Origin of the sequence: Curtobacterium sp. NPDC089991 (assembly GCF_044748425.1) — a bacterium.
Classification (GTDB): domain Bacteria; phylum Actinomycetota; class Actinomycetes; order Actinomycetales; family Microbacteriaceae; genus Curtobacterium.
Genome location: NZ_JBIVGB010000001.1, coordinates 166,824 through 184,087, shown reverse-complemented (window position 1 = coordinate 184,087; position 17,264 = coordinate 166,824). Strand labels below are relative to the sequence as shown.

Annotated in this window: 12 protein-coding genes; 9 read left to right on the top strand and 3 right to left on the bottom strand. The window is 68.0% G+C overall.

What is annotated here, in order from left to right:
- The first annotated feature begins 13 nt into the window (after positions 1–13).
- The 5 genes from ACIPV1_RS00835 (at position 14) to ACIPV1_RS00815 (ending at position 6,936) form a co-directional block, all read left to right on the top strand.
- Complete coding sequence (locus ACIPV1_RS00835) at positions 14–1,426, top strand: hypothetical protein (protein ID WP_402725587.1); 1,413 nt, start codon at positions 14–16, stop codon at positions 1,424–1,426.
- Complete coding sequence (locus tag ACIPV1_RS00830) at positions 1,423–2,955, top strand: glycosyltransferase family 2 protein (RefSeq protein ID WP_402725586.1); 1,533 nt, start codon at positions 1,423–1,425, stop codon at positions 2,953–2,955. Before ACIPV1_RS00835 ends, ACIPV1_RS00830 begins: the two co-directional genes overlap by 4 nt.
- The gene (locus ACIPV1_RS00825) at positions 2,955–5,585 is read left to right on the top strand and encodes a glycosyltransferase (RefSeq protein ID WP_402725585.1); all 2,631 of its coding nucleotides are present in this window, start codon (positions 2,955–2,957) and stop codon (positions 5,583–5,585) included. Before ACIPV1_RS00830 ends, ACIPV1_RS00825 begins: the two co-directional genes overlap by 1 nt.
- Positions 5,586–5,686: 101 nt before the next feature.
- Positions 5,687–5,842, top strand: a complete 156-nt coding sequence (locus ACIPV1_RS00820; RefSeq protein ID WP_165900991.1) for a hypothetical protein — start codon at positions 5,687–5,689, stop codon at positions 5,840–5,842.
- A gap of 41 nt (positions 5,843–5,883) precedes the next feature.
- A complete protein-coding gene (locus ACIPV1_RS00815) occupies positions 5,884–6,936 on the top strand; it encodes a glycosyltransferase (protein ID WP_402725584.1) in 1,053 nt (350 codons plus the stop codon).
- A 97-nt stretch (positions 6,937–7,033) separates the two neighbouring features.
- Here ACIPV1_RS00815 and ACIPV1_RS00810 read toward each other — a convergent pair whose 3' ends face one another.
- On the bottom strand, positions 7,034–8,707 hold the full coding sequence (locus ACIPV1_RS00810) for a glycosyltransferase family 2 protein (RefSeq protein WP_402725583.1): 1,674 nt from the start codon (positions 8,705–8,707) through the stop codon (positions 7,034–7,036).
- 122 nt (positions 8,708–8,829) lie between these two features.
- Between ACIPV1_RS00810 and ACIPV1_RS00805 the strand changes: the two genes are divergently transcribed.
- Together ACIPV1_RS00805 and ACIPV1_RS00800 are read left to right on the top strand one after the other, a co-directional pair.
- A complete protein-coding gene (locus ACIPV1_RS00805; protein WP_402725582.1) occupies positions 8,830–11,523 on the top strand; it encodes a CDP-glycerol glycerophosphotransferase family protein in 2,694 nt (897 codons plus the stop codon).
- A 31-nt stretch (positions 11,524–11,554) separates the two neighbouring features.
- Complete coding sequence (locus tag ACIPV1_RS00800) at positions 11,555–12,673, top strand: acyltransferase family protein (RefSeq protein WP_402725581.1); 1,119 nt, start codon at positions 11,555–11,557, stop codon at positions 12,671–12,673.
- A gap of 32 nt (positions 12,674–12,705) precedes the next feature.
- On the opposite strand, the gene ACIPV1_RS00795 is transcribed toward ACIPV1_RS00800, so the two are convergent.
- Positions 12,706–13,386: an ABC transporter ATP-binding protein gene (locus ACIPV1_RS00795; protein ID WP_111039170.1), complete on the bottom strand. Its 681-nt coding sequence runs from the start codon at positions 13,384–13,386 to the stop codon at positions 12,706–12,708.
- Between the two features lie 44 nt (positions 13,387–13,430).
- A complete protein-coding gene (locus ACIPV1_RS00790; protein WP_132100582.1) occupies positions 13,431–14,252 on the bottom strand; it encodes an ABC transporter permease in 822 nt (273 codons plus the stop codon).
- A 168-nt stretch (positions 14,253–14,420) separates the two neighbouring features.
- Here ACIPV1_RS00790 and ACIPV1_RS00785 point away from each other — a divergent pair, with 168 nt between their 5' ends.
- Both ACIPV1_RS00785 and ACIPV1_RS00780 read left to right on the top strand, forming a co-directional pair.
- Positions 14,421–15,791, top strand: coding sequence for a glycosyltransferase family 4 protein (locus ACIPV1_RS00785; protein ID WP_402725580.1), 1,371 nt, complete (start codon positions 14,421–14,423; stop codon positions 15,789–15,791).
- Positions 15,788–17,242, top strand: coding sequence for a glycosyltransferase family 2 protein (locus ACIPV1_RS00780; protein ID WP_402725579.1), 1,455 nt, complete (start codon positions 15,788–15,790; stop codon positions 17,240–17,242). Before ACIPV1_RS00785 ends, ACIPV1_RS00780 begins: the two co-directional genes overlap by 4 nt.
- Positions 17,243–17,264 lie beyond the last annotated feature (22 nt).

The window sequence follows — 17,264 nt, the reverse complement described above, 5'->3', positions numbered from 1 at the left end:
AACGTGAGGGTCGATGAACTTCGAGAAGGCACGGCGCCTCGTCAGCGACCTCGTCCGGGTGAACGAGCGGTACGCGCGGGACGGCCACTACCGCAACGACGTCCGCGAACGACTCGGGCGCACGGTGTCCCGCGTGGACGTCGGCGTGGCCCGGCGCGAGCGTGACCGCGCACCGCTGGCTGCCCGACCGTTCGAGGGGCTGGTCGAGACGAGCCTCGCCCTGGCGGGCATCCGGACGGTCGACCGGGAGCCCGAGGTGGTGCTCGTCGTCGACGAGCTCCGCGAGGGCGCGGCGTTCGCCGGGGTGCAGACGGCGCTGGCCGTCGCGATCGCGCTCGGTGCGCGACTGGGCCGGTCGGTCCGGGTGGTCATGGTCCGCTGGACCACGCCCGGCAACAGTGCGGCCGCGGCCGAGGCGCTCGTGGCGGACCGGTTCCCGGAGTCGCGGGTCGACGGCCGCCCGGGGGTCCGCGTGGTCCGACGCGAGGACGTCCTGGACACCGAGTTCGGCCGCGACGACGTCTGGATCGCCACGCACTGGAAGACCGCGCACCCGATCGACGTCGCCGTGACCGCCGGGGTCGTCCCGCGCGACCGGGTGGTGTACCTGGTGCAGGACTACGAGCCCGGCTTCAGCCCGTGGTCGACCGAGTACGCCGTCGCCGCCTCGACCTACCGTGCCGGCTTCCGGGTGCTCGTCAACTCGGAGCCCCTGCGGAAGTACCTGGCCGACGTCGAGGACCTGGACGTGCCGGCGGAGCGGACCTTCGCACCGCACCTGGACGTGGAGCTGCTCGAACGCGTCGCCACGGCCCGACGGCACGAGGACGTCGTCCGGGTGCTGTTCTACGGCCGCCCGAGCAAGCACCGCAACCTGTTCCGGCTCGGTGTCGCCGCCCTGCGCGTCGCGGTGCAGGAGCTCGCGGCCGACCGGATCCGGGTGGAGTTCCACTCGGCCGGCGAGCAGCACGGCGACGTCGAGCTCGACGGCGGCAGGGGCGACGTCAAGCTCGTGAGCCACGGCACGATGCCCTGGGACGACTACTTCCGCTTCATCGCCTCGACCAACGTCGTGCTCTCGCTGCAGCACAGTCCGCACCCGAGCCACCCGCCGTTCGACGGTGCGATCTCCGGCGCCCGCGTGGTGACCAACGAGTTCCGCGGCACTCGTGCGCACCTGCACCCCAACCTGACGGCCGTGCCCGCCGACGCCCGGTCGCTCGGCCTGGCCGTGGCGGACGCCGTCCGTCGCGCCGCGGCCGAGGGCCCCACCGGCTTCGCCCCGCTCGCCGAGCACGCGCTCGGCGGTCCGCTCGACGCGGCCGTCGACGCACTCGCGAACGCGCTCGAGCACGACAGCCACGACAGTCGCGACAGCCACGACGAGCACGACGACCAGCACGACCACGAGGAGTCCACCCGATGACCCGCACCACCCTCGTCGTCGTCCCCGTCTACGGAGACCTCGAGTCCCTGCTGCGCTGCGTGGACGGACTCGTCGAGCACCTCGACACGTCCGTGCACCGGGTGCTGCTCGTCAACGATTGCGGCCCCGACGCCGACGCGATCGAACGCGCCCTGCTCGAGCGGATCGACGGTCGGCCGGGGTTCCGGTACGAGCGCAACGACCGCAACCTCGGGTTCGTGGGCACCTGCAACCGCGCCGTCCTCGAACTCGACCGCGGCACCGGCGACACAGGCACCGGCACCGGCACCGGCACCGGCACCGGCACCGGCACCGGCACCGGCACCGGCACCGGCACCGGCACCGGCACCACGGGAGAGGCCGTCCTGCTGCTCAACAGCGACGCCGTACCCACCGCGGGGTTCCTGGACGCCATGCTCGACGTGCTCGACGAGGACCACACCGGCGTCGTCACGGCACGGAGCGACAACGCCACGATCGCGAGCATCCCGTACCGCCTGACCAACCGGGGTGCCGCACGCACCGAGGAGCGCACGCGGGCCGTCTGGGGCGCGGTCGCCCCACTGCTGCCGGCCTCGCAGGTCCTGCCCGTCGCGATGGGCTTCTGCTTCCTCACCCGCCGCGAGCTGGTCACCGAGCACGGGTTGTTCGACGACGCCTTCGCCCCCGGGTACGGCGAGGAGAACGACTACTGCCTGCGCCTCGCCGAGCACGGCTGGACGTCGCGGATCGCCAACCGCGCGCTGGTCCTGCACGCCGGTGGCAAGAGCTTCTCGGGCAACCGCAACGCCCTCCGCGCTGCGCACCAGCGCGAACTCGAGCGCCGGTACCCGTTCCTGCCGGACGCCGTCGCCGCCTACCAGCGGCACGGCTCGACGGCGACGGAGCGCTTCGCCGACGCCCTGGTGCCCGCTGGTCCCCCACCCCGCCTCGCCGTCGACCTGCGGCACGTCGAGGACGCCGGTGGCCAGGTCCGCGAGATCGACGCGGCCTTCGCGGACGGCTTCGACCTGGAGGCCCGGCTCGCCCCCGGCACGTCGGTCCCCGTAGGGTGGACGGTCACCTCCGACGCCCCGAACCCGGACGACCTCGTCACCGTCACGGTCCTCGTGGACCCCACACCCGCCGAGGTCGTCGCCGCCAACCGACGGTCGCTGGAGCTCGTGGTCGTGCGGTCCACGCCGACCGCCCTGCCGTGGTCGTCCCCGGCGCACCGAGCCGGAGCCGACCGGGTCGCCGTGCTGCTGGACCCGCACGTCGTCGCCACGACCCGCGGCGGACTCGTCGCGGCGCGCGAGCAGCTCGACCGTCGCCTGACCGCGCCGCTCGCCTCGCGCTCCGAGGCCCTCGAGGGCCGCTGGGCAGCGCTCCTCCCGCTCGACCTCACCGCTGCCGAGGTCGCGGCGGGGAACGCCTCCGACGAGGTCACCCGGCTCCGCCGCGAGCTCGACGACCTGCGCGCGAGCCGCTCGTTCCGCACCGGCCAGGCGATCGCCAAGGTCGCCGCACGGCTGCCGGGTCGCCGCTGATGGCCGAGGCGAAGGGCCTCGGCCGCGTCGCGCGACGCCTGGCACGCCCGTTCCGTGGCCCCGAGAAGCCGTTGACCGTCACGGACCGGCTCGACCGCTGGGCCCGGCGGATCGCCGAGTTCGGTGTGCTCGACCGCGCGTACTTCGAGGCCCAGACCGGACGGACGTTCGACAGCGACGCCGACGCCATCGCGTTCTACGTGCACAACGACGGGCAGCGAGGACTCTCGCTGCACCCGCTGATCGAGCACGAGTGGATGCGCGAGCACCAGCCCGTCCTGGCGATGTCCTGGTACGACGCCCTGCACCAGGAGGGCCCGGAGCTCTTCCAGACCGGACCCCTCTTCGACGCCGGCGTGTACGCCGCCTCGGTGCCGGAAGCCGACCGCCCGGCGTCCACGCTCGATGCGCTCCGCGACTTCCTGCGGAACGCGACCGACGCGACCACGCTCCCCGTGCCTCCCGGCCGCCGTGGCCACGCACCGACCTGGGGCGCCGCACGCGACGCAGCCGTCTCCGCTGCCCGCGCCTTCGCCGACGCGCAGCGCCGGACCCGGCGCCGCTACCGGGCCACGTGGGACGGGCCCGACGTCGCCGAGGCGCTCGGCCGGTACCCGCGCGGTGTCGCGCGACGCGACGCGGAGCAACCGCTCGTGTCGATCGTGATGCCCGTGTACCGGCGCGCCGACGTCGTCGGTGCGGCGATCGCCTCGGTGCGCGCGCAGCAGCACGCGAACTGGGAGCTCCTCGTCGTCGACGACGGATCCGGTGACGAGACCGCCGAGGTCGTGCGCCGGATCGCCGCCGACGAACCGCGCGTCCGCCTGGTCGAGCGGGAGAACGGCGGGGCGGGAGCTGCGCGCAACACCGGACTCGCGGCGGTGCGCGGCGACTTCGTCGCGTTCCTCGACGCCGACAACACCTGGCGACCCGAGCACCTGTCCGCCGCACTCGCCGGGCTGCTCGAGACGGACGGCCCCGGCGTGCACACCGGCGTCCGGATGATCGGCGCGAACAACGCCGACGACTCCACCGCGCCCGCCGAGACGTACCGCGGCGAGGACGGCACGCTCGACGACCTGCTCGCCGGCAACTTCATCGACCTGAACGCGCTCGTCGTCCGTCGTGACGTCGCCGCTGCCGTCGGCCCGTTCGACGAGACCCTGCGCCGCTGGATCGACTGGGAGTGGCTGCTGCGCATCGGGAAGCGCTCCGGCGTGCCCGCGTACGTGCCCGTGATCGGTGTCGACTACGACAACGTCCGCGACCCGCGGCGGGTCTCCTCCGCACAGCCCGCTTCGTGGCAGGAGGTCGCGCTCGCCCGCCACCGCATCGACTGGGACGCCCTTGCCGAGGCCGCACCGGCGCGCGACGCCGGACTCGTCTCCGTCGTCGTGCCGGTGTTCCGCGACTGGACGATGACCCGGCGCGCCGTGGACGCCGTGCTGCACGCCGCCGACCACGAGGGCGACCGGGTCGAGGTCATCCTGGTCGACAACGGCTCACCGCGCTCGGTCTCCGCCGTGCTCGGCACCTGGTTCGGCGACGAGCCGCGGGTCCTGCTGCAGCGCGAGGACCGCAACCGGAACTTCGGGCTCGGGAGCGACCTCGGCCTGGCCCGCTCCTCTGGCGGCACCGTCGTCATGCTCAACAACGACACCGAGGTCACGACCGGGTGGCTGCAGCCGCTGGTGTCCGCGCTGGACGACCCGTCCGTGCTCGGCGCGCAACCGCTGCTCGTGTACCCGGACGGGGTCGTGCAGGCAGCGGGCACGGTGTTCGGCGGGGACAAGGTGCTGCCCTGGCACTTCCTCGGCGACCACCCGCGACACGATGCTTCGCGGGCGTTGGCGGGTGCCGGTACCGCACGGCTGGGTGCTGCCGGTGGTCGCCGCTTCTCGGCGATCACTGCTGCTGCCGCTGCGTTCCGGGCCGTCGACCTGATCCGCTGGCACGGGTTCGACCCGGTGTTCGCGAACGGGCTCGAGGACGTCGACCTGTGCCTGCGGGCCCTCGATGCGTCGCCGGACGGCTCGGCCTTCGCCGTCGTGCCGTCCTCGGTCGTCGTGCACCACGAGAGCCGCACCCCCGGTCGCGACGACGCCCGGGTCGACAACCGGCGGGTGTTCGACGAGCGCTGGCGCGGGCGGTACCCGGCGGCGGACGCCGGAGCACACTACGAGGCGGCCGGCCTGCGGTGGCTCGGTGTCGAGCCGGGGCTGCCGAAGGGGCACGCCGTGATGGTGCGGTCGTCGCGGCCGATCGTCGTCCGGGACTTCGCCGGCGCTGCTGGTGCTCCCGGCGGTTCCGGCGTTGCCGGTCTTCGGGTCGCGGTGAAGCACGACGGGACTCGGGCGGCAGACGTCACCGCGCTGGTGACCTCGCTCGAGGCGGTCGGTCACGCCGTGCAGATCGACCTGCCGACGTCCTGGTACCGGGGGTCGAGCGGACTCGACGACGTCACGGTGCTGGTCAGCGGCGGCGCGGGATTGGACGTCTCGTCGTTCGTGCCGCAGCCGGGCGCGCGGAACGTCGTGTGGCTCGCGGCGGGGCAGGTCGTGGCGGACGGGGACTTCGCCGAGGTGGTGCCGGCCGGTGCCGGTGCCGATCAGGTCGTCCGGACGCTCTGACCCGAGGCTTCGTCGCGTCCCAGGCGGATTCTTCGGGGTCGTTCACCCGCTTCCGAGGCGATCGCTCCCCGTTGTTCACCTTCGGCGCGCAGCATGGTCGCATGTCGCTCATCTCAGACGTCGTGCGGTCGACCTTCACGACCAAGTGCTCGGTGTGCGGTGCAGTCATCCTGAAGCGCGATGCGCTCGACCACGAGGGCCAGGCGTTCTGCTCGGTCCTGCACGAGGCCGAGTACATCGTCGCCACGCTCGACTGACGCCACCCCGCTCTCCGGCCGAGTCCCCGTAGGATCGGTCGGTGCCCGATCGCCTCCTTGCGGTGTTCCCTGCCTACCGCGACAACCCGTACCTCAACCTCATGCTGCTGGCCCCGCGGGCACGCGGCTGGAACGTCCTCGAGAGCCTGCGTCTGGAGCAGCTCGAGCAGCACCTCGGCCGGCTCGGTACCGGCGACGTCTTCCACATGCACTGGACGTCCCCGATCGTGCAGCGACACGACGACGACCTCGACGAAGCGCAGGCGCGGCTCGATCGCTTCCGCGCCGCCGTCGACGCGGCGCGCACGCGCGGAGCACGTCTCGTCTGGACCATCCACAACGTCCTCCCCCACGATGCACGGCACCTCGAGCTCGAACTCGACCTGAACCGCTACCTGGCCGGCGCCGCAGACGTCGTCCACGTGATGAACAGGGACACACCCACGGCCGTGTCCTCGTACTACGAGCTCGACCCGGAAAAGGTCGTGCACCTCCCGCACCCGAGCTACCAGGGCGTCTACCCGGACTCGGTGTCGCGCGAGGAAGCGCGTGCGTCGCTCGGACTCACGGACCGCGACCACGCCGTCCTCGCCTTCGGCCAGATGCGCCCGTACAAGGGCGTCGACGTCCTGGTCGAAGCCGTGCGTCGGACGGAGCCGTCCGAGCGCCCCGTGCTCCTGCTGGCCGGCCGGACCACGTCCGACGACCGTGACGAGATCGACCGGCTGCTCGGCGACGACGTGCGTGCAGTGCGCGAGCACGATCAAGTCGAGGACATCGACGTCCAGCGGTGGTTCCGCGCAGCGGACACCGCCGTCTTCCCCTACCGGCGGGTGCTCAACTCGGGGGTCCTGCACCTCGCCGCGTCGTTCGGCGTGCCGTCGGTCCTGCCGGACGAGCCGCACCTGCGTGCCGAGTTCGGCGACGAGGCGTGGGTCAGGTGGTTCGACGCCGGCGATGCCGCGGAGTCCTTGCGCGTGGCGCTGGCGGTGCCTGCCCCGGGTGTTGCCGAGGCCGCGGAGTTCAGCCGGCGGCTGGCGCCGTTCGCATTATCGCGGCGGTACGCGGAGTTGCTGGACGCCGTTCAACGCTGAGGAAGCAGAGCCGCTTCGCCGCTCCGGACCACAGACTCAGGAGAGCTCGCGGGCTCAATGTCATGACTAAGACGGCCTTTCGGCTTCTCGTCCTTCGCTAGCGCGGCCTCCGCAAAGCTCGTCTGAGCAACGCGCCGAACCCCCGAGGCTTCCGAACTCGCCTGTCCACGAGGAACCGCCATCCATCTCTCCGGTCAGCCAGCGGTTGCAAAATGAACTGATCGTCAATGGGGGGCAAGGGCATCCGCGCAGTCACCACCGGGAACTCTTCTGACACCCCCGCTGCCTGAGCCGTTACCGTCCAGCGACCATTTCTGAGCTGCGCCGCATCCAGGGTCACGCTCCATGAACCCGTCGTGACGTCAATAGGCACGAACACAACATCAGGTCCGGACCGAAGGACGAATGTCATTGCCACCTCCAGCTTCGCTCGACCGCCTATTTGCAATCCGCGCTCGGTCGGACGAGCGACGTCGACGACCAGGGGCACGACATGACGAAGTCGCGACACGGTCAGGACCTCACCGACAGCGCTTCGGGCGAGAGCGTCCGCCATCGCAGAAGCGAGCCCGGGAACCGGCTTGGTGGCCGGGAGCTTCGCGAAATCCTGCACTGCATCAGTGAGCTGGGCCAGAGGGACGTCTTCTGCCACGTTCACTAGGACGGGAAGGAGGCCCTCCAGGATCAGTGCTTCCAGCTCCAAGTACTTGGTCGGCTCGGCCCCCAGTACGGCCATCGCAGAATGCCACGAGACAAGGCGAGTCGACGCGTCGTCAGAGCCGGCCCCGGCCGCGAAACTGGCAGCGACGGACCATCGGTCCGCGAGCATGAGACCCCAGAGTGCACGGCGAGACGGAGCAGCCTGCCCTACCGCGGCCAGGGGTACTACGTCGAACAGTGCGTCAAGAGCGCTTCTCACCAGCTTGATGTCCGCCGACGACGGATTGGTGGCGACAAACCTCGCCAGATGCGCCCATCCGTCGGCGTCCGCCACTATCGTCGCGTGCTGTTCCCGAAGGGCCGGGCGGCGAGACACGAGGTGCGCGCAAGCAAGTTCCTGTTGGAGGTACCGAACGGTCGACGCAGCATCCGGGCGCTGAGAGATCGAGGATGCATCGCTGCGGTCTCTGTAGAGGTAGACCAGAGCTGACACGACGTCGACGTGCTCCGCCTCAACGAAGGCGCGGGTCATCGGCTCTATGTCTTCGACGCTTGGGATCTCCGGGAACCGCAGCCCCGTCCGGTCCCAGAAAGAACGCCGGAACATCCGATTCCAACACGCGCGGCCCGTCAGCAATTCGGGTCGATCGTCCGGGACGACGGCTGAACAGGGAGCCGTGAAAGCACCCCAGCGACCGGTCGGGCTCCATGTCGCCGTTGGAGAAAACTTGAGGTGGTCTCCGATCACCATGTCTGCTCCGCTGGCCACCAGCGACTCGAGCATTGTGCGATAGGCGCCGTCCGGGACGATGTCGTCCGAGTCCGCGAAGACGAGGTACTCGCCCACGGCTTCACCGGCACCTTCGTTCCGTGCTGCAGCAGCGGACTCAGCACCCGAACGGATGAGTCGTACTCGACTGTCACGCGCGGCGTACTCGGTCACCAGGTCGAGAGTTCGATCGGTGGACCCGTTGTCAATGACGAGAACCTCGAGCTGTTGTACGTCCTGCGCGAGAACGCTCTCGAGCAGCTCACCGATCCACAGCCCGCTGTTGCGCGCCGGCACCACAACGGAGATCGTCGGGGGCAAGGCTGGGGTCTCGGGACTCATCATCGCGATCCAGACGGTAGCAGCGATCGTGTGCTGCGACCGAGGTGAGGATCACTGGTATTCTCCTGAGGCGTTTTAGGGACGCCGCCCTGCCCACAACCCGATACGGAGCAACTCAGACGATGGCACAGAACCACCCCGCTAGCCGCTCTGACTCCCTCCGACCGCAGATCGCAGCGGTGATCGCGACCTACAACGTGGCGCCCTACCTCCCCGACTTTCTGGCGTCGCTCGCTGATCAGACCGGGGGGCTCCATCACGTCCAGTTGATCTTCGTGAACGACGGCTCGACCGACGACAGCGAGCAGATCATCCGGACCTGGATTGACGAGCAGCGAGTACTGGCCACCGTCCTCTCGCAACCGAACGGAGGCGTGGCCGCTGCTCGCAACGCAGGCCTGGAGATCGTCGACGCCGACTGGGTGACGTTCTGCGACCCTGACGATGTGCTCGCGAGTGACTACTTCAGCCAGGTCACAAAGTTTCTCGATATCTACCAAGACGAGTCAGTCTCGGTTGTCTGCACGCACCTGATGCCGTTCGACGAACGAACCGGGGAGCGAACGGACAGCCACCCGCTCCGGCACAAGTTCCAGAAGGGTTCGCGTGTCATCAACCTGCACGTCGAACCCACTGTCCACGTCAGCGCGGGCAACACCTTCTTGCGCACGTCGGCCATCGACGATCTCGGCCTCCGGTTCGACACTCGGATTCGTCCGAACTTCGAGGACGGCCACTTCATCGCAAGGTATCTTCTGGGCTCGAACACACATCGACTCGGTGTGGTGTCTTCGGCTAAGTACTACTACCGCACCCGAGGCAACGGCTCGTCTGCGACGCAGACCAGCTTCCTGATGGAAGACAAGTACACGACGCTCTTGCGGCACGGATTCCTCGCGCTTTTGCAAGAAGCGAGCCGGCAGCAATCTGTCCCGCGTTGGCTCGAGAACACGGTGCTGTACGACCTCTTCTGGTACTTCAAGAACGAATTGGCAATTAGGTCGCTCACGGCGGCGGCACCGAAGCACGTGTTCGATGAGTTCCATGAGCTGATGCGCGAAATCCTCGACCTCATCAGTGATGACGCAATCCGCACCTTCGACGCGATGGGCGTCGAGTTTGCGGTGAAGGAGACCTTCCTCAAGGGCTACCGGCCCGAGCCGCTTCGACCTGACTACGTCCGTTTGAATGACGTGGACGAGTCGCGGCAGGAAGTTCACCTGACGTACTGGTTCTCCGGGCCTGAGCCGACCGAGCACATCGTTGTCGACGACGAGGTGGTGGCCCCTCTATACGGCACGGTACAGGAGTACCAGTTCTATGGACGAACCCTGCTCAAGCGACGCCACCTCTGGATCCGTCGCGGGCTGCGCTCGTTGGTCCACCTTGATGGCTTGCAGGTTTCCGTCGTCCGCGGTGATCAATGGGGTCATGCAGAGTCGCTGACCTACAAGCAATTGAATCCAACAATCATCGGCCAGCGCCGTAGACACAAAGCGGAACTCGACCCATCGCAGAGCCTGACCCGCTACATGCGTTCAAGAGCAGGGAAGACGCTCCTGTCGTGGAGGCGCAATCTCGACAAGCAGAAGTTAACGAGCGATCTCACTGCGATCAAGTTCCATGCGCCATCAACTCGCAGGCGGTTCGAAGACGCATGGGTGTTCATGGATCGCAACACCGACGCAAATGACAACGCGGAACACCTCTACCGTTACGCGCGAGCGCACCACCCCGAGATTAACGCTTGGTTCGTCCTCGAACGTAAGTCCGAGGACTGGGACCGGCTCAAAGCAGAGGGCTTCCGTCTGGTGGCGTACGGGAGCGCCGAGTGGCGTCTGCTCATCCTGCACGCCGCGCACCTGGCCTCTTCGCACGCAGACGCTTACGTGGTGTCGCCCCTCGATGGCCGCCGCTACGGGAGGCCCCGCTTCAAGTATTCGTTCCTTCAGCACGGCATCACCCAGTACGACCTCTCCCGCTGGCTGAACATCAAACCGATCGCGTTGCTCGTGACCGGTACGAGGGCTGAGCAACGATCGATCGTCGAATCGAGCCCGTGGGTGTTCAGCGACCGAGAAGCGGTGCTGACCGGATTTCCCCGCCACGACGCACTCCTGAGGAAGCGCCAAGCCACGATCGAGTCCGACCGGGACGCGATCGTGATCATGCCGACATGGAGGCAGGGGATCGTTGGTGCCGCACTCAAGGGTTCGAACGAGCGCCTGCGGAACGACCGATTCATGGAGAGTGAGTACGCCCAGACCTATCTCCGCTTGCTCCACGACGAACGTCTCCGCACGATTGCGCAGACTGAGAGGCGCCGGATCGTGTTCATGCCGCACCCGAACATGCGGCCGTACCTCGCAGATTTCAAGCTCCCCCCGCACGTCGAGGTCCTCAGCTACCGCGACGCCGACGTACAACACGTCCTCGCCACCGCGAGCACAGTCCTCACCGACTACTCGTCAATCGCCTTCGAAGCGGCAGTCGTGGACGTTCCGGTCGTATACCTCCAGTTCGACGCTCACGAGTTCTTCAACGGCATGCATATCGGACGCCGAGGGTACTTCGAGTACGAACGAGACGGGTTTGGACCAGTCACCACAGACGTTGACAAGGCGGTCGACGCGATCGCCGACATAGCGTCGAACGGTTTCCGCGTTGCTCCCGAATACGAGCGGCGCACGAGCGAAGCGTTCCCGGTACGCGATGGACGTAACTGTGAACGTGTCATCGGCGCGATGAAGGCGCTGGACGGAGCACCTCGAATCGTCGAACTCGACGCTGTGCGACAAGTAGGGGTCCACGTTTGAACCACATGCTCTCGATCGCGAGGTCGCCGCGTTGGTCAAAGTAACTCCAAGACCCATTCCAGCGTTGGGCGGCCGATTCGCTGCGCTCGATGGCCTCCGGTTTTTCGCCGCGATCGCCGTCATGCTCTTCCACTACGCCGCGCACACCGACCGGTGGGGCATGTCGTTCCGAGACATCTCCGCTCCGCTCTTCAGCATCGCCAAATTCGGCTACTTCGGAGTTGACCTATTCTTCGTGATCAGCGGATTCGTGATCCTCATGAGCGCGTGGGGCCGTCCGCTCACTGCATTCGTGGCGTCGCGTACAGCACGCTTGTACCCGGCGTACTGGTTCGCGGTCTTGTTCACCGGAGGACTTCTACTCGCCACCGCGCCGCAGGATGTTTCAATCAAGCAGATATTCGTGAACCTGACGATGGGGCAATCAGCGTTCGGTGTGGAGCATGTGGATGGCGTCTACTGGACCCTCTGGATCGAGCTTCACTTCTATTTCCTAGTCGGACTGTTCTTGCTGGTCGGAATCACTCGCAACCGTATCCTGGTGTTCTGCGCAGTCTGGCCGATTGCGGCAGCACTCGCTGAATCCAGCGATGCGCATTTGCTTGCGACCATCCTGCAACCCACCTACGCACCACTCTTCGCCGGCGGGATGCTTATTTATCTACTCTCGCTTGACCGGCGGTCCACGATCACTTGGCTTCTCCTCGGTGCGAACGTCATCTGGGCAGTCCCGACAGCCGGCACAGACGCTGCTGCTGCCGTGGCACGGTTGACCGGAGCCGGCATGAACGATGTCGTCATGATGGCGATAACCGCGGTCTGCTTCTTGGCTGTCATGACGACCACCCTTACTCCGCTACGGCGGGTGGGCTGGAAATGGCTCACGATCGCAGGACTGTTGACCTACCCTCTTTATCTCGTCCACGAAGAGTTCGGTTGGGCCATCATCGGAGCACTCGCTCCGGACATGCCATGGGCGATCACGTTGAGTGTTGCGATACTCAGCAGCATCACACTTGCAATTGCGGTCCACATCGGTGTTGAACGGACATCTGCGAAGCGGCTCAGAAGGGCTGTGCAGTCTGCTCTTGACGCAATGACGCGCGCAGAGGAACGTCCAACACGACGCCGGGCGGCTGACCGGAGCTGAGGTGAAGCGCTGCCGGGCTGACCACCGATCGCTCAGACGGTCTCGTTGTACGCCTTGACGACGTCGTTCGTCTTGCCGATCATCTTCAGCTCGCCCTCGTTGAGCCAAGCCACCTCGTCGCACATGTCCTTGACCGTGCTCATCGAGTGGGAGACGAGGATGACGGTGCGGCCCTCGTCCTTCATCTCCTTGAACTTCGTCCGGCAGCGCTTCTGGAAAGTCGCGTCACCGACGGCGAGCACCTCGTCCACGACGAGCACGTCCGGGGTGACCGCGACCGCGACGGAGAACCCGAGTCGGACGTACATGCCCGACGAGTAGTTCTTCACCGGCTGGTCGATGAAGTGGCCGACGCCGGAGAACGACACGATGTCGTCGAACTTCCGCGTGACCTCCTTGCGGCTCATCCCGAGGATCGAGCCGTTCAGGAACACGTTCTCGCGACCGGAGAGCTCGGGGTGGAAGCCGGAACCGACCTCGAGCAGCGACGCCTGCTTGCCGCGGGCAGTGATCGAGCCCTCTTCCGGCCAGAGGATCTTCGCCAGGCACTTCAGCAGCGTGGACTTGCCGGACCCGTTCTTGCCGATCAGGCCGAAGGTCTTGCCCTGCGGGACCTCGAACGACACGTCCTTCAGTGCCCAGAAGTCCTCGTGCACGGACTTCTTGCCGCGCATGACCATGCTCTTCAGCGAGTCGTTTCGCTCGCTGTACATGCGGAATCGTTTCGACACGTGGTCGACGGTGACGGCAGCATCGCTCACAGCAGTTCAGCCAGCTTCTTCTCGTTGCGGGAGAACACGAAGTAGCCGAGTGCGAGCGAGGCGCATCCAGCGATGGCGCACGCGACCAGGTCGGTCCAGTTCGGGAGACGGTTGTCGTACATGAGGTTCCGGAAGACCTCGGAGAACCGCTCGATCGGGTTGAGCTTGTAGACGTGGATGATCCACGGGTGTCCGGCCTTGTTCGCGGCGTCCTCGACGAGCGACAGCGGGTAGATGATCGGCGACAGGTACATCCACATCTGCAGGCCGATGCCGACGAGGTGCTGCATGTCGCGGAAGTGCACGTTGATGATCGACAGGATCAGCCCGAGGCCGGCGGCGAACATGGCGAGGAACACCATCGTCAGCGCGATCAGCGGCAGGTAGATCCAGAAGTTCGAACCCGCGATGGCGAGGGCGATCAACAGCACACCCATCTCGACGAGCCACGTGAAGCCGAACGACCCGACGGCCGCCAGCGGCAGCGTCATCCGCGGGAAGTAGACCTTCTTGATCAGCGAGCCGTTGGCCACGATCGAGGTCATCCCCGAGTTGATGACGTTGCGCGCGAAGATCCACGGCAGCAGGCCGCACATGAGCCACAGCGGGTAGATGTTCAGTCCGCTGGGGTCACCGACCTCGAGACGCGCCCGGAAGATGAACGAGTACACGATCGTGTAGATCAGCATCGTCGCGAGTGGGTTGATCAGGGACCACAGCTGCCCGAAGACCGTGCGGCGGTACTTGCCCTTGACCTCGCGCGCAGTGAGGTTCATCAGCAACTCGCGCGACGACATGAGCTCGTTCAGGTACGTCATGCTTCGGGTGCAGGCTCCTCCGGGGCGCAACGGAGCGCTCCTCACAGGGATTCAGGGACGAGGCATTCTCGCACACTGGTTGCACAACGCACGTTCGACGCGGTGGCGCGGGCGCGCGGCGAGTGGCCAGAGAGCAAACGCTTGGAAAATCATCAGTAGAGTTGATGGGTGATCGTCAGCTTCGCCAACCACTCGACGGCGCCCGTCAACCTCGGCGGCGCGGAGCGGTCCCTCCTCCGGTTCGTCGAGGACTGGCTGGCGATCGACCCGACGATGACCCCGACCTTCGTCACGAAGGCTCCGAAGGGCAAGTTCATCGAGGCGCTCGACGACCGCGGCTGGTCCTACGACGCCCTGCGGTTCCGCGGGTGGGCGCTGCCGAGCCCGCAGCCGGCTCCGGCGGCGGAACGTGCCGCGTTCGCCACCGTCGACTACGCCGCGGTGAACGCCATCATCCGTCTGTACGAGCGGCAGCGCCCGGACCTCGTGGTCACGAACACCCTCGTCGCACCGTGGGCGTCGTTCGCCGCCGCGGTCCTCGGGATCCCGCAGGCGTGGTTCGTCCGTGAGTACGGCGACCTCGACCACGGGCTGCAGTTCCAGACCGGGCGCGCGGGCGTCCTCGGCGACATCGGCCTGCTGTCCGGCGCCGTCGTCACCAACTCCGAGGCGATGCGCGAGCACCTGGCGCAGTACATCTCCGCCGACAAGCTGTCCGTCGCGTACCCCACGGTCGACACCGAGCGGCTCCTGGCCACGAGGGACGAGAAGCCGGCGCTCGCACCGTTCCCGCAGGCCGAGCCCGGACTCCGGATCACGGTCCTCGGGCGTGTCGAGGAGTCGAAGGGGCAGCACCGGGTCGTGGACGCCCTCGGCGCGCTGCACGAACGTGGCGTCGCCGCGAGCGTGTGCTTCGTCGGCAGCTGGAAGCACCCCGGCGAGGACCAGCGTCTGACCGAGCGCGCCCGCGCGCTCGGCGTCGCCGACCGTGTCGTGTTCGCGGGCGAGCAGCACACGCCCGCTCCGTTCATCCAGGCGGCGGACGTCTGCATCACGCCGTCGACCATCGAGGCCTTCGGCCGCACGACGGCCGAGTACATGACCCTGGGCAAGGCGGTCGTCGCGACCCGCCAGGGCGGGAGCGCGGAGCTGGTCGACGACGGTGTCACCGGCGTGCTCGTGGACGCCGACGACGTCTCGGCCCTCGCGGACGCGCTCGCGTCGTACGCGGCCGACCCGGACACGGCCAGGAGGCACGGTGCGGCTGCTCCGGACAGGCTCGCCTCGGTCACGGGCGCAGGCCACGACAACGCGGCGGCCATCGCACGCCTCGTCGCGCTGGTCGGCACCGAGGGCTACCGACTCCCCCAGGCCGCGCGCTACTGGTTCGAGCTCCCGGGCGCGTACGCGTCGCTCGGTGCCACGAGTGCGCGCGCCGCGCTCGGCCTGCTCGCGAACCGGGTGCGCGCCCGCTCCGGAACGGTCGGCCGACTGCTCGCCCGACCGGGTGTGGTCGCACGGAAGCTGGTGCGACGATGAGCCGCGACCGACGTCCGGTGACGATCGTCGTCCCGATCTACGACGACCTCCCCGGCCTCGAGCGCTGCATCCAGGCGCTGCTGGAGACCGTCGACTTCTCGGTCGACCGGGTCCTGCTGGCCAACGACGTCGGGCCCCACGTCGACACGATCGAGGCCCGCGTCCTCGAACTCGTCGGCGAGCACCCCGGTTTCGAGTACACCCGCAACCCGCGCAACCTCGGGTTCGTCGGCAACTGCAACCGCGCCGTGCTCGACCTCGACCGGACCGGCAACGACGTCCTGCTGCTCAACAGCGACACGGTGCCGATGCCCGGGTTCCTCGACGAGATGACCGCGGTGCTGGCGTCCGACGACGCGATCGGCGTCGTGTGTGCGCGAAGCGACAACGCGACCATCGCGTCGTTCCCGTACGCCCGGCGCAACCCGCGTGCGACGCTGCCGCCGCGCCGGACGCGCGAGCTGCACGGCCGCACGAAGTACCTGCTCCCCCGCTCGACCGTGTCGCCGGTGGCGATGGGGTTCTGCTTCCTGATCCGGCGCGAGATGGTCGACCGCTTCGGCCTGTTCGACGAGGTGTTCTCCCCCGGCTACGGCGAGGAGAACGACTTCTGCCTGCGCATCAACGAGCACGGCTACACGTCGGTCCTGGCGAACCGCGCGCTCGTCCTGCACACCGGCTCGACGAGCTTCAGCGGTGACCGCGGCCCCTCGCTCCGGTTGGAGCACGAGCGCATCCTGCTCGAGCGGTACCCGTTCTACGCCGGTGCCGTCGCCCTGTTCCTCGCCCGCTACCGCGATGCCGTCGACGTGTTCGCCGACGCGTTCCTGCCCGACGACGACGTGGTCCGCGTCGCACTGCACGTGCCGGCGGACCTGACGAACGAAGTCGTCGCTCGAGTCCTCAACACCCTCGAAGCCGCTCCGGACGACGTGGTCGTGACGGTCATCGTCGCGAAGTCGCAGATCCGGACCGCGCGGCAGGCGTTCCCCGGGGCAGCCATCGCCGTGGGCGGTCGCCCGCGGCAGATCTTCGACGTCGCGATCGCCCTCGGCACCCTGACGACGTTCGCGCAGCTCTCGGCGCTCAACGCGAACGCCCCCCGCTGGATCCTCGTCGACCCGGTGTCGCAGGACGTTCGCTGGTCGCACGCCGTCGCGAACCACCGTGCCTCGGCGATCGACCGCATCCTGCGTCGCTTCGAGAACCAGAGCACCTCCTGGCGTGGCGGCGAGGGGCTCGTCGAGCTGATCCGGATGGCGGCCGCCACCGAGATCGACCCGGCATCGCTCCGTGCCCGGTGGCACGCCGTCTCCGACATCGCCGAGGCGACGGGCCTGCTCGTCCACCGGGCGACCGTGTCGCTCCGCCGGCTCACCGCGCTGAGCTTCGGGGCCCGCAACCCCCGCGTCGTCGCGCGGATCCGCGCGATCACCGGGCGCGGCGCCTGACACGACGCACCTGCTGACGGGA

Bases quoted from the DNA above. Each gene is read 5' to 3' on its own strand.
- ACIPV1_RS00835 (WP_402725587.1), top strand. From the start codon at position 14: ATGAACTTCGAGAAGGCACGGCGCCTCGTCAGCGACCTCGTCCGGGTG.
- ACIPV1_RS00830 (WP_402725586.1), top strand. From the start codon at position 1,423: ATGACCCGCACCACCCTCGTCGTCGTCCCCGTCTACGGAGACCTCGAG.
- ACIPV1_RS00825 (WP_402725585.1), top strand. From the start codon at position 2,955: ATGGCCGAGGCGAAGGGCCTCGGCCGCGTCGCGCGACGCCTGGCACGC.
- ACIPV1_RS00820 (WP_165900991.1), top strand. From the start codon at position 5,687: ATGTCGCTCATCTCAGACGTCGTGCGGTCGACCTTCACGACCAAGTGC.
- ACIPV1_RS00810 (WP_402725583.1), bottom strand. From the start codon at position 8,707: ATGAGTCCCGAGACCCCAGCCTTGCCCCCGACGATCTCCGTTGTGGTG.
- ACIPV1_RS00805 (WP_402725582.1), top strand. From the start codon at position 8,830: ATGGCACAGAACCACCCCGCTAGCCGCTCTGACTCCCTCCGACCGCAG.
- ACIPV1_RS00795 (WP_111039170.1), bottom strand. From the start codon at position 13,386: ATGTACAGCGAGCGAAACGACTCGCTGAAGAGCATGGTCATGCGCGGC.
- ACIPV1_RS00790 (WP_132100582.1), bottom strand. From the start codon at position 14,252: ATGACGTACCTGAACGAGCTCATGTCGTCGCGCGAGTTGCTGATGAAC.
- ACIPV1_RS00780 (WP_402725579.1), top strand. From the start codon at position 15,788: ATGAGCCGCGACCGACGTCCGGTGACGATCGTCGTCCCGATCTACGAC.